Here is a 12,328-nt window from a genome sequence, read left to right on the forward strand (position 1 = left end):
GTGTGCCCCCGCATCCGCCGGTACGCGGATGCGGGGGCACACGGGCATCGGGGGTCCGCGGCCCGGCGGGGGCGGACCGCTACTGCGCCGCCGTGGCCGAGGGGATGTCGACGCGGGCGGCGCGGTGGGCCGGCCAGAGCGAGGCGAGCAGGGCCCCGGCCACGGCGACGAGCGCGCCCAGCGCCAGCCGGCCCCAGGGCACGACCAGCGTGTAGCCCGCGACGCTCTCCTGGAGGGTCCGCCCGAGGGCCCAGCCCAGGAAGACGCCCAGGACCGTGCCGAGGGCCGCGCCGAGCGCGCCGAGCAGGAGGGCCTCCAGGCGGATCATCCGGTTCACGCCCGCGCGGTCCACCCCGAGGGCGCGCAGCGTGCCGATCTCCTTGCGGCGTTCCAGGACGGACATCGCGAGGGTGTTGGCGATGCCCAGCGCGGCGATGAGCAGGGCGAGGCTCAGCAGGGCGTAGAAGACGTTCAGCTGTTCGCCGATGCTCCCGCTGTCCTCGGCACGGAGCGCGGCCTCGTCGAGGACGGCCAGGGCGGGGTTGTCGCCGAGGGCGCGGGTGATTCCGGCGAGGGCGGCCCCGCTCGGGCCGCCGTCCGTGGCGACGAGGACGGCGGCGGTGTTCGGTGCCTCGTCGTAGCGGGCGACGAGGGAGTCGGGGGCGGTGATGGTGGGCAGCAGGTTGCTCTGCTCGTCGGCCCGGTAGACGGCGCCGATGGTGACGCTGCCGCGCCGGCCGTCCGGCCGCTCCAGGGGCAGGGTCTGGCCGAGGTGCCAGCCGGCGGCCGCCGCCTTGAAGTCGGCCACGGCGATCCGGCCCTGGGCGAGGGAGTCGAGCGAGCCCTCGGTCACCTCGTAGCGCAGCAGCCGGCCGATGGTGGCGGGGTCGACGCCGGTCAGCACGGACGGCGCGCCGCCCAGCCGGTAGCCGGTGGACTGGTTGAGCGGGCTGGAGGCGGCGCCGGGCAGCGTCTTGAGGAGCTCCGCGGTGGCGGGCGTCATCCGCATGGCGCCGTCGGCGGGCTTGACCAGGTAGTCGGCGGCGAAGTCGTGGGTGGTCGCACGGTCGAGGTACTGCGACGCGGAGGCCCCGAGGACGGACAGGCCCGACGCGAGGGTGAGGGCGATGGCGAGCGCCGCCGCGGTGGCGCCCGTACGGCGGGGGTCGCGGAGGGTGTTGCGCGCGGCGAGGTTGCCGTGCACGGGGTGGAGGCGGGTGAGCAGCGGCCGGACCAGGGCGACGAACGGCCGGGCCAGCAGCGGGATGAGGACGATCGTCCCGGTCAGGGTGAGGGCCGCGCCGGCCCCGATGACGGTGCGGGCGTCCTTCCCCGTGGTGAGGGCCCCGTACACCGCGGCGGCCAGGCCGGTGAGCAGCAGGGCGGCGCCGATGCCGGTGCGCGGGGTGCCGGTGCGGGCGGGCGCCGCGGGTTCGGCGGCGCCGAGGGCGGCGACGGGCGGGATGGTCATGGCCCGGCGGACGGGCAGCCACGCGGCGATCACGGGCAGGGCGGTGCCCACGAGCAGGGACGTGAGCACGGTGCCCGGGGTGAGGACCAGCGGGGCGGCCGGGGCGTCGGCGGGGCCGAAGAGCGTGCCGAGCAGGGCGGCCACCCCGGTGCCGGCGGCGAGGCCGGCCGCGGAGGCGAGGGCGCCGACGAGGAGGGACTCGGTCAGCAGGATCCGGCGCACCTGACGGCGGGAGGCGCCGACGGCCCGCAGCAGGGCGAGCTCCCTGGTGCGCCGGGCGACGAGCATGGTGAAGGTGTTGGAGATGAGGAAGGTGGCGACGAACAGGGCGACGGCGGCGAAGCCCACCAGGATCTGGCTCATGGTGTCGCTGTCGTGGGTGGCGAGGTTCGCCTGGATCCGGGCGAGCTGGGCGCCGGTGGCCGCGCCGGTGCCAGGGGGCAGGACCGGTTCGACGCGGCCGAGGAGCTGCTGTGCGCCGGTGCCGGGGGCGGCGGTCAGCTCGAGGTTCGCGTAGCGGCCGGGCTGGAGGAAGAGCCGTTGGGCGGTGGCGTCGGTGAACAGCGTCAGGCTGCCCCCGGCGGGCAGCTTGGTGCCGTCGGCGCGGAAGATCCCGCTGAGGGTGTACGGCGCCGCGCCCCGGTTCGTTCCGATGCGTACGGTGTCGCCGACGCGGTAGCCGCCGTGGGCCGCGGTGGTCTCGTCCAGGGCCACGGCGTCGTCGCGGGCCGGGCCGGAGCCCTGGAGGAAGCGGTAGGCGGGGTCCTTGCCGGTCGCGCCGGGGGCGAAGTTGCCGCCCCGGTGGGAGGGGCCGTGGCCGATCAGCCGGCCGTCGCGGCCGGCGACGGCCGCGAAGCCGTCGACCCGGCCGGTGGCGGCGGCGACGCCGGGGACTGCGGCCAGGGCGGGTACGGCGGCGGCGTCGACCCCGGCCGGTCCGGTGGCGCCCGCGGGGCCGGCGTTGCCGCCGGCGCGGGAGTCGTCGGGGAAGACGCTGACGGCGATGCGCTCGTAGCCGCCGGTCGCCCGGGCGGTGGCGGCGCGGCCCGCGCTGTCGCCGTAGACGAGGCTGCCGGAGATGAAGGTGACCCCGAGCATGACCGCGAAGGCGGTCAGCAGCAGGCGGGCCTTGTGCGCGGACACGTTGCGCAGGGCGGTACGGAACATGGGGATGCGGGTCCTGGGGGGAGACGGGCTCGGGGGACCGAGCGGGCGGACGGGGTCGCGGGTCAGCTGGTGCGTGCGCGGGTGTCGAACGCCTTCATCCGGTCCAGGACCCGGTCCGGCGTGGGCCGGGTCATCTCGTCGACCAGGCGTCCGTCGGAGAGGAACACCACGCGGTCGGCGTACCCGGCGGCGACGGGGTCGTGGGTGACCATGACCACGGTCTGGCCGAGCTCGCGCACCGAGTCGCGCAGGAAGCCGAGGACCTCGGCGCCGGAGCGGGAGTCGAGGTTGCCGGTGGGCTCGTCGCCGAAGACGATCGCGGGACGGGAGACGAGCGCGCGGGCCACCGCGACGCGCTGCTGCTGGCCGCCGGACAACTGTCCGGGCCGGTGGCCGAGGCGCTCCGCGAGGCCGACCCGGGCGATCACGTGGTCCAGCCACTCGCGGTCGGGGCGGCGTCCGGCGATGTCCATCGGCAGGGTGATGTTCTCCAGCGCGGTCAGCGTCGGCAGCAGGTTGAACGCCTGGAAGACGAAGCCGATCCGGTCGCGGCGCAGGGCGGTGAGCTGCCGGTCGTCGAGGGTGCCCAGTTCGGTGGTGCCGATGCGGACGGAGCCGGAGCCGAAGGAGTCGAGCCCGGCGGCGCAGTGCATCAGGGTGGATTTGCCGCAGCCGGAGGGACCCATGATCGCGGTGAACTCGCCCTCCCGGAAGTCGATGCTGACCCGGTCCAGGGCCACGACGCGGGTGTCGCCGCTGCCGTAGACCTTCGTCAGCTCGGTGGTGGCGGCGGCCGCGGTGCCCGTCGTCGGGTACGTCGGGCGGGGGTCCAGGGGGTCGGCGGTCACGGGGGCTCCTCTTCGGGTGCGGGGCGGTGCACTTCGAAGGGTGTCCGGGGAAGGTATCGGCGCCCGGTCCGCCGTGTATCGGTTGCCGCGCCGCTGCGCGGCGGTCGTGTAGGACTTCGGGCGGCGGGCGCCGGCCGACGGGCGGCGGACCGCGCTCAGGCGGGCAGGCGCAGGGTGGCGACGGCTCCGCCGTCCGGGGCGTTGGCCAGGTGCAGTTCGGCGCCGAGGACCCGTGCCTGGGCCAGGGCGATGGTCAGGCCCAGCCCGTGGCCGGAGCCGCGTTCCGCCGCGCCGGTGTGGAAGCGGCGCGGGCCGCCGCGGAGCAGGTCGTCGGGGAAGCCGGGGCCGTGGTCGCGGACGACGACGGTACGGCCCTCTACGGTGACCTGGACCGGGGCGCCGCCGTGCCGGTGGGCGTTGACGACGAGGTTGCCGACGATCCGCTCCAGGCGCCGCGGGTCGGTCTCCACGGTGGCCGGCGTGGGGCCGTCCGCCGCGCCGGTGGTGACCGCGGTGGGCAGTCCGGTGCGCGTCACGGCCTCGGCGACGACCGCGCCGAGCGGCACCCGGTCGCGTACGGGCCGTTCGGCGCCGGCGTCCAGCCGGGAGATCTCCAGCAGGTCCTCGACCAGGCCGCGCAGGTCGCGCACGCGGGCCCGCAGCAGGTCCTCCACCTCGCCGGGCGGCAGCAGGTCGACGGCGGCGAGCAGTCCGCCGACGGGGGTGCGCAGCTCGTGGGCCACGTCCGCGGTGAACCGCCGCTCGGTGCGCAGCCGTCGGCCGAGGCTGTCGGCCATGAGGTCGACGGTGGCGGCGATGTCGGCGACCTCGTCGCCGCCCTTGGTGGGGCCGGTGCGGGCGTCGAGGTCTCCGGCGGAGATCCGCCGGGCGGTCTCGGAGACCCGCAGCAGCCGGCGGGCGAGCAGGCCCGCTCCGCAGACGGCGGCCGGGGTGGCCGCCGCGAGGGCGATCAGGGAGGCCACGGCCATGGTCACGTCGAGCTGGTAGAGGTCGTGCAGGCGCGGGCCCATGGGGACGTAGTAGGCCAGGGTCGGGCTGTCGGGGCCGTCGGTGCGCTGGGCCGCCCAGACCCCCGGAGTCGCTCCGTAGGCGTCGGTCCGTGCGTCGTAGGCGGTGTGCCGGTCGCCGTCGGCCGGGCGGCGCAGGGCGGCGGGCAGGCCCGCCGGATCGAGCTGGGCTCCGTCGGTGAGGGCGCCGGTGCGCCGGTAGACGTCCATGGCCGCGTACAGGCTGTTGGCGGCTTCCGCTTCGGCGCGGCCGCGGATGTCGCGGGCGGTCCATACGTGGACGAGTACGCCGACCGCGGCCGCGACCAGGCAGGCGGTGGCCGCGGCCAGCGCGGCGATCTTCCAGCGCAGGGGGACGCGGACGGGGGCCGCCCGGCCGGGGCGGGGGAACGGGCGCACCGCTGTCAGCGCCTGAACTTGTAGCCGAAGCCGCGGACCGTCTCGATCCGGTCGCGGCCCAGCTTGCCGCGCAAGCGCTGCACGCACAGGTCCACCACGCGGCTGTCGCCGTCCCAGCCGTAGTCCCAGACCTCGCGGAGCAGGGTGTGCCGGTCCAGCACGATGCCGGGGTGGGCGGCGAACTCCAGCAGCAGCTTCAGTTCGGTCGGGGTCAGGGCCACCGGGCTCCCGGCGCGGGAGACCTCCAGGCCGGCGGTGTCGATGCTCAGGTCCCCGAAGACGAGGCGCTCGGCGCCGGACGGCGCCGGCCCGTCCTGCGCCACCCCGGTCCGCCCGTAGGTCGCCCGGCGCAGCAGCGAGCGGATGCGCGCCACGAGCACGTACGTGTCGACGGGCTTGACCACGTAGTCGTCCGCGCCCGCTTCCAGCCCGGCCACGACGTCGAGCCCGTCGCCGCGGGCGGACATCATCAGCACGGGCACGAGGCTGCTCTCGCGGACCCGGCGGCACAGGCCGATCCCGTCGAGGCCGGGCAGCATCACGTCCAGGATGAGCAGGTCGAAGGGCTCGTCGCGGAAGAGCTCCAGCCCGGACAGCCCGTCCGACGCGGTCCGCATCCCGTAGCCGTAGCGTTCGAGGGCGACGGTGAAGGACCGGCGCATCAGGTCGTCGTCCTCGACCAGCAGCACGCGCACGGGGCGCGGCGCGGTCGGATCCGGGGCGGACGGGGGCACGGGCAGGCGGTTCCTGTTCTTCGGTCGTTCGCGGGTCACCCGGACCGGCGACCCGCAAGGAACGATAGGCCAGACCCCACCCGCCCCGCCGGACCCGCACCCCGCCCCGGACCGCCCCCGGCCCGCCCCACTCCCAGGTCAGCCCGCCCGGCGCCCCCTCGGCTCCGGCCCCGATCGATGCCCGGCCGAGCGCCCCCTGATACCCACCCGATACAAACGCGCCCCTCCCGGCGGGAGGATCCCTAGCCGGTGGCCGGGTACGCGGACTGGAAGGCGAGGCGGGCGTGGGCCCCGTCGGCGAGCGCGGTGAGGGCGTCGTCGAGCGCCAGGAACGCGGCCCACGGCTCCGTTCCCGAGGCCGCCGCCAGGCGGGCCGTCAGACGGTCTTCCAGATCGGCCACGCGCTTGCCCTTCCAGACCTTGTCGGCCGTGCTCACCAACAGGTCCTCCACGGTGACGGCCGGGTCGGCCCATCCGGCGTGGGTGGCGGCGAAGCGGGCCAGCCGCGGTGGGAACCCGTGCGCCAGCAGCAGGTCGCGGCCGGCCGGTTCGTGGGCCGAGCCGGGGCCGCTGAGTTCGGCGGGGTGCAGGACCTTGCCGATGTCGTGCGTGGCCGCCCCGAACAGCACCGCCTCCCGGTCGAAGGCCAGGGCCGGGCACCGGGCCGCGGCCCAGTCCGCCAGCCGGTGGGCCACGTCGTGGACGGCGCGCAGGTGGGCGGCCAGCCGGGGCGGGGCGGCGAGGGTGCGCAGCAGGTGCGGGACGGGGTCGGGCAAGGGGCGCAGCGCGGGATCGGTGACGGCGGTCAGGGCGTGGGCGAGAGCAGTGGCGGCGGGCATCGCGCCATCCTAGAAGGGCAGTTGCGGCGCGGAGTTCGACGAGGGGGGGTCCCGGCCATGAGGAGCGGCCGGGCGTCGCGTGGCCGCCCGGGCTGGGCCGGCGCGGTCCCACCGCTTGTTGGGCCGTGTGGGTGTGGTGCGATACGTACGGGGTCGCCGCATAGCCGCCGCATTGCCGTCGTTGGGCGCAGCTTGTCCGGCATTGGAGTGAAACGCCGTTTCCCGTGACCTCCACGTGACGTTGAACCGGCCGACGCGCACCTTTCCCGGCGCGCAATCCGGATCTTTAGGAGTAGTCATGCGTATGCGCTCTGCCCTCACCGCTTCCGTCCTGGCCGCGGGCATCCTGCTGGGCGGCGCCGGCGCCGCCCTGGCCGACGACGGCGTCGAGCTGGGCTCCGCCAGCCTCGGCCACGCGGGCTTCGCGTCCACCAGCGCGTCGGTCGCCGCCATCCCGGCCGCGTTCGGCCCCGTCTACACCTCGAACGCCACCAAGGAAGGCGAGAAGGAGTGGGCGGAGTTCGCTCACCTCGGCGCCAACTGATCCACCGGGTAGCCCCGTGCGGGGGCGGTCGACATCCACGTCGACCGCCCCCGCAGCCGTCGGCGCCGGCGCCCGGCGCCTCATGTCGCGTCCGGCCCGGCCCCCGCACCGGCCCTGGCCAGGGCGAACACCCCGGCGCAGATCAGGGCCAGGCCGAGCAGCTGCGGCAGCAGCCACCAATGGGCGCGCAGGTGCTCCTCGTACAGCAGCACCCCCAGCGCGACGCTGACGCCCGCGTCGCCGAGCGTCAGCGCGGGCTGTGAAGCGACCAGCGGGCCGCCCTGCATCGCGTGTTCCAGCAGCAGCAGGGCGCAGATGCCGCTCGCTCCGAAGGCGTACGTCTCCCAGGTCGTCAGGAAGGCCACGACTCCGCGCTCCTGGAGGACGTGCACGGCCGATTTCATCAGGGCGGCGGTGAGCGCGTAGCAGACGGCGGTGGCCGCGCCCAGGCAGCCGGCCCGCATCCGCCCGGGCGGCCGGCGCAGTCCGGCGACGGCCAGGGCGGCAGTCGCGCCGGCGCAGGCCGCCAGGGCCAGGGCCCACCGGTCGAGCGGCACGTGCGTCCGGTTTCCCGCGGGTGAGGCGGCCACGAGCAGGATCCCGAGCCCGGCCACCACCCCCGCCACCGCGGTCCACACCGCCCCGGGCAGCCGGTTGCGCGTGACCAGCGAGGCGATCAGCAGGGCCAGGGGCAGCTCCAGTACGAACAGGGGCTGGACGAGGGCCAGCGCGCCGGTCGCCAGCGCCGCGGCCTGCCCCACCCCGGCCGCGATCACCGCGAGGATCCCGCCGACCCACAGCGGCCGCCGCAGCAGGTCCAGGACGAGCCCGAGACGGAACCGGTCGCTCTGCGGCACGGTGAGCGAGGCCCGCCGCTGCAGGACGGTCGCGAGGGCGTTGCTGAGCGCCGCGAACAGCGCGAAGAGGACCGGCACGACGAAGCCCATGCCCCGATCCTCACCGCCCCCGCCGCCGCGCCCCGCCGTGACACCGCCGGGCGGCGGGCGGAGGGCGGCCTTTCCCCCGTCCGGGTCCACGGCCGGGCCCGTGGGCCGTCGAGTCAGGCCAGGTACGGGGCGACGAGTTCGGCGAAGGCCTCCGGGGTGAGGACGGTGACGCCCAGCTCCCGCGCCTTGACGGCCTTCGAGCTCGGCTTCCCGCCCGGCGCCGGCGCGCAGACCAGGTAGCCGGTCCTGCTGGTGACTCCGCTGCCCGCCCTGCCGCCGGCCCGCTCGATCAGGGCGTTCATCTGGGAACGCCCCAGCTCGGCCAGCGGGCCGCTCATCTTCCCGGTGACGACCACGGTCAGGCCCACCAGCGGCCCCTCCTCGCCGGTCCGCTCCGGCTGCTCCCGCGGCTCCGTCATGTTCACTCCGGCGGCGGCGAGTTTGTCGATGACCGGGCCGAGCAGGGCGACCTGCTCGACGATGACCGGGGCCTTCTCCGCGCCGATGCCCTCTACTTCCCGCAGCGCGGCGGCGTCGGCGGCCCGGACGGCGTCCATGGTGGCGAAGTGCGCGGCGATGCGGCGCGACATGCTGCGCCCGGTGCCGAGCACGCCCAGGGCGCAGAACACGCGGCTGAGGGGGCGGGACCTGGCGGCCGCGATCTGCTCGGCGAGCTTCGCACCGCGCTTGGCGCTGCCGGAGGCGGCGGTGAGCTGCTCCTCGGTGAGGGTGAACAGGTCGGCGACGTCGGACACCTCGCCGGAGTCGATCAGGGCCTTGACGTACGTCCTGCCCAGGCCATCGATGTCGAGCATGTCGCGCCCGGCGGCGTACTCGATCAGGGCGGGCAGCGCACAGGCCGTTCCCTTGGCGCAGCGCCAGCGCTCCTGGCCCTTGTCGATCGCGCCGTCGCAGCGCGGGCAGGTCGTGGGCAGCGGTACCTCGGCCGCTCCGGCGGGGCGGTGGGCGACGACGGCGGCCTGGACGCGGGGAATGATGTCGCCGGCCTTGTAGACCGTGACGGTGTCCCCGAGGTGGAGGTCGCGGCGGCGGATGTCGGCGGGGTTGTGGAGGGTGGCCCGGGTGACGGTGGACCCGTCGATGTCCACCGGTTCGAGGATCGCCGTGGGGGCGAGGACGCCGGTGCGGCCCACGTCCCACACCACGTCCTTGAGGACGGTCTGCCGCTCCACGGCCGGGAGCTTGAAGGCGATGGCCCAGTGCGGGAACCGGCTGCCGGCTCCGGCCGCGGCCGCTTCCGCGGGGTCGTTCGTCTTGATGACGACCCCGTCGATGCCGAACGGCAGGACGGGGCGCAGCGCGGCGATCTCGTCGACCTTGCGCTGCGCCTCGGCGAGGGTCGCGACGACGTGCAGGCCGGCAGGGGTCTCGGCGGTGGTGCGGACCCCGGCCGCGGCGACGGCGGCCAGGGTCTCGGCGTGCGTGGCGGTGGCGGGTATGAAGCCCGCGCCGTCGAGGTCGAGCGCGCCGTACGCCCAGAAGGTCATGGCGAGGCGGTAGGGACGGTCCTTCGCCCGCAGGGTGCCGGCGGTGCCGTTGCGCGGGTTGGCGAAGACCTGGGCGCCGTGGGCGGCCCGGACCTCGTTGGCGGTCTCGAACTGCTGCTGGGTGAAGAGGACCTCGCCCCGGACCTCGAAGGTGGCGGGTACGGGGAGCTGCTCGGGCAGGCCCTCGATGGTCCCGATGACATGGCTGACGTCCTCGCCGTGGGTGCCGTTGCCGCGGGTGACGATCTGCTCCAGCCGCCCGGCGCGGTAGCGGGCCGCGATGGCGGCGCCGTCCAGCTTGGGCTCCACGGTGAATCCGCCGGCGCTCTCGTGGCCGAGGCGGCGCTGGAGGGAGGCACCCCACGCGGTGAGGCCCGCCGGGTCGAAGACGTTGTCCAGGCTGAGCAGCCGGGTGGTGTGCGCGACGTCCCCGGCGGGGGCGGCGCCGTCCCCGACGAGTCCGGTCGGGGAGTCCGGCCCGGCCTCGCCGGGGTGGGCCCGCTCCCAGTCCAGCACGGCGAGCCGGAGCCGGTCGTAGGTGGCGTCGTCCACGGGGCTGTCGCCGTCGCCGTAGTACGCCCGCGAGGCGTCGCGCAGGCGGGTGAGGGCCGCCCGGTACGCCTCGGGACCGGCCACGGCGGGCATGGCGGACCTGGTGGGCATGGCGGACAGCGCCTCTTCGGCGGAAAGGATCGTCATGACACTGATCCTCTCCCACGGGTCTGACAACGCCCCGGCCCGCGACGGGCGGTGGCCCGGGCGCCCCGGGGTTCGGGGCTCCCGGGGCCCGGCCGGTCAGTTCTTGACCGGCCACTCCAGCGGTTCCTTGGTGAAGCCGCGCATCAGCTCGACCGCCGCGGCCTTCTGGTTCGCGGGGATGAGGAACGCGGTGCAGATCTGCTCCGACTGACCGGGCGTGAGCTTCTTCGTGCTGAACTCGCCCGGGCAGTCCGGCCACTTCGCGGAACCCATGAACACGATGAGGGCCTTGGTGCGCCGGCCCGCGTCCGTCCGCAGCGCCAGGTTGTCGTCCATGTCGCCGATTTCCATCGCCGGGCCGCTCTTGTGGGCGAGCGTCGACCAGACGAAGACCGGTATCTGCGGGCCGTCCTTGTCGTCCTTCTCCAGCCCCGAGTTGTCCATGTCGGTCTGGGTTCCGGTCACCACGCGGGTGGGGGTGACCGTGAACTTGCCGCCCTGGGAGGTCGTCCTGTTGCTGTCCTGGAGGGGGCTACTCTCCCCCAGGGCGTACGTCTTCCTGTCCGCGCTCGGCGAGGGGCTCTTCCCCTTCGCCGCCGCCGACACCGCGGCGCCGGGGTTACAGCCCGTCAGAGCCGCCACCAGCGCCGCCGTACCCATCGTCGCCGGAACAGCACTCATCCACCTGCGCACGTTCTTGCCCACTTCCCCGTTGCTTCCCCGTTGTTGCTTCACACCCGGCCCGCCCGGCAGCCTTCCGCCGGGCCGGCCCTCCTCCCCCGCCCGGCGGGGGAACGATCAGGAAGGATACGTCGTGGCGGGACCCTCCCGATCCACCGCACGGCCCCGACCAGCGGGTATGCGCGTCCGCGGGCGTTCCCGTCCCCTCGGGCCCGCGGTTCAGTCCTCGTCGTCGAGGAGCCCGAAGCCCTCCGCGAACCCCTCCAGGAACTCGCGCCGCGCCGGGTCGATTTCGGCCCGCGCCATCTCTTCGAGCAGGGACGTCAGCTCGGCGCGCTGGTCCTCCGAGAGCAGGCCCAGCAGACCGGCCGCGTTCTCCAGGACCGTGACGGCGTCGTCCGGATGCATCTGTTCGTCTTCGGTGCCCTCGATGAACCACAGGGCGTCGGCCAGGGCCTCGGCGAGGGCGCGGGTCAAAGACGGGTAAGCGGATGTCAACAGGTCCCCCAGCAGGTCGATTACGTACTCCGGCCATCCCACCACGGCGCACTGACAGCGCCTTCGGCGGGCCCCCGTCCGTCCGCTCAGGCGGGCGCGGGCGCTCCGGCGAGGAAGGCGGCCGCCGTACGCACGAAGCGGGCCGGGTCGTCCAGCCAGGGGTAGTGGCCCGCTCCGGACTGCACGACGAGGGTGGCGTCCGGGAAGAGTTCCGCGAACGCGGTGACCGTCTCGGGCGGGCTGTTGAGGTCGAACTCCCCGGCGAGCAGGAGCACGGGCGCCGCCAGGCCGGCGAGGGCGCGTCGGGTGCCGTCGGGGTCGAAGGCGCCCTCCGCGCCGAAGCGTGCGACGACCTCCCCGTCGGCGGGGCGCCCGGCGGCGTGCTGTGCGCGGGCCGCCGCGTCCCAACGGCCGCAGAAGAAGGGGGCGATGGCGTCCCAGTCGCCACCCGTGCCGGCGGTGATCGCCTCCAGGGCGGCGAAGGCCTGCGGGAACCAGGGCTCACCCGCCCGGCGCAGGGCGAGTTCGCGCCGCGCCCGCGCCGGGACGTCGATGCCGACCGCCCGGGTGCCGGGGCCGACCAGGGCGAGTCTGCCGATGCGCTCGGGGTACCGGGCGGCGTAGCGCGCGGCGAGGTTCGCGCCGGCGGAGTGGGCCAGTACGTCGGAGCGGGCGAGCCCGAGGTGTGCGCGCAGGGCCTCGACGTCGTCGGCCTGGCGGTCGCAGCGGTAGCTCGCGGGGTCTGCGGGAACGGCGGAGCGGCCGGTGCCGCGCAGGTCCAGGAAGACGAGCCGGCGGTGGGCGGAGAGGCCGCCGAGGTCGCCGAGGTAGCGGGAGTCGGTGGGGCCTCCGGGGAGGCAGAGCAGCGGTTCGCCGTCACCGGTCTCGCGGTAGGTGAGCCGGGTTCCGTCGGGTGCGGTGAAGGTGGGCATGCCGTGGATCATGACAGCTATAACCAGGTTGTA

At 75.4% G+C, this 12,328-nt stretch carries 11 protein-coding genes; 1 reads left to right on the forward strand and 10 read right to left on the reverse strand.

The window, feature by feature from the left end:
• Nucleotides 1-79 precede the first annotated feature (79 nt).
• The 5 genes from ACFYYT_RS30630 to ACFYYT_RS30650 form a co-directional block, all read right to left on the reverse strand.
• Nucleotides 80-2,638, reverse strand: coding sequence for an ABC transporter permease (locus ACFYYT_RS30630; protein ID WP_388609972.1), 2,559 nt, complete (start codon nt 2,636-2,638; stop codon nt 80-82).
• Nucleotides 2,639-2,700: 62 nt separating this feature from the next.
• The gene (locus tag ACFYYT_RS30635) at nt 2,701-3,471 is read right to left on the reverse strand and encodes an ABC transporter ATP-binding protein (RefSeq protein WP_351826315.1); all 771 of its coding nucleotides are present in this window, start codon (nt 3,469-3,471) and stop codon (nt 2,701-2,703) included.
• Nucleotides 3,472-3,641: 170 nt separating this feature from the next.
• Entirely contained in the window at nt 3,642-4,913 is a 1,272-nt protein-coding gene (locus tag ACFYYT_RS30640) for a HAMP domain-containing sensor histidine kinase (protein WP_351826313.1), read from the reverse strand.
• A gap of 5 nt (nt 4,914-4,918) precedes the next feature.
• Nucleotides 4,919-5,575: a two-component system response regulator CseB gene (cseB, locus tag ACFYYT_RS30645; RefSeq protein WP_385364621.1), complete on the reverse strand. Its 657-nt coding sequence runs from the start codon at nt 5,573-5,575 to the stop codon at nt 4,919-4,921.
• A 314-nt stretch (nt 5,576-5,889) separates the two neighbouring features.
• Nucleotides 5,890-6,486 carry an HD domain-containing protein gene (locus ACFYYT_RS30650; RefSeq protein WP_351826311.1) on the reverse strand — a complete coding sequence of 199 codons (597 nt, stop codon included), beginning with the start codon at nt 6,484-6,486 and terminating at the stop codon, nt 5,890-5,892.
• 298 nt (nt 6,487-6,784) lie between these two features.
• Here ACFYYT_RS30650 and ACFYYT_RS30655 point away from each other — a divergent pair, with 298 nt between their 5' ends.
• Nucleotides 6,785-7,030 carry a hypothetical protein gene (locus ACFYYT_RS30655; RefSeq protein WP_351826310.1) on the forward strand — a complete coding sequence of 82 codons (246 nt, stop codon included), beginning with the start codon at nt 6,785-6,787 and terminating at the stop codon, nt 7,028-7,030.
• An 80-nt stretch (nt 7,031-7,110) separates the two neighbouring features.
• On the opposite strand, the gene ACFYYT_RS30660 is transcribed toward ACFYYT_RS30655, so the two are convergent.
• The 5 genes from ACFYYT_RS30660 to ACFYYT_RS30680 all read right to left on the reverse strand — a co-directional run bounded on the left by ACFYYT_RS30660 (nt 7,111) and on the right by ACFYYT_RS30680 (nt 12,295).
• Entirely contained in the window at nt 7,111-7,977 is an 867-nt protein-coding gene (locus ACFYYT_RS30660) for a DMT family transporter (RefSeq protein ID WP_351826309.1), read from the reverse strand.
• 113 nt (nt 7,978-8,090) lie between these two features.
• Nucleotides 8,091-10,148: an NAD-dependent DNA ligase LigA gene (gene ligA / locus ACFYYT_RS30665; protein WP_351826314.1), complete on the reverse strand. Its 2,058-nt coding sequence runs from the start codon at nt 10,146-10,148 to the stop codon at nt 8,091-8,093.
• 132 nt (nt 10,149-10,280) lie between these two features.
• Entirely contained in the window at nt 10,281-10,865 is a 585-nt protein-coding gene (locus ACFYYT_RS30670; protein WP_351826308.1) for a hypothetical protein, read from the reverse strand.
• A gap of 219 nt (nt 10,866-11,084) precedes the next feature.
• A complete protein-coding gene (locus tag ACFYYT_RS30675) occupies nt 11,085-11,408 on the reverse strand; it encodes a hypothetical protein (protein ID WP_351826307.1) in 324 nt (107 codons plus the stop codon).
• Nucleotides 11,409-11,449: 41 nt separating this feature from the next.
• On the reverse strand, nt 11,450-12,295 hold the full coding sequence (locus tag ACFYYT_RS30680; protein WP_351826306.1) for an alpha/beta hydrolase: 846 nt from the start codon (nt 12,293-12,295) through the stop codon (nt 11,450-11,452).
• Nucleotides 12,296-12,328: the final 33 nt, after the last annotated feature.

It is taken from the genome of Streptomyces sp. NPDC002032, assembly GCF_042890765.1.
In the GTDB taxonomy this organism is placed as follows: Bacteria; Actinomycetota; Actinomycetes; order Streptomycetales; family Streptomycetaceae; genus Streptomyces.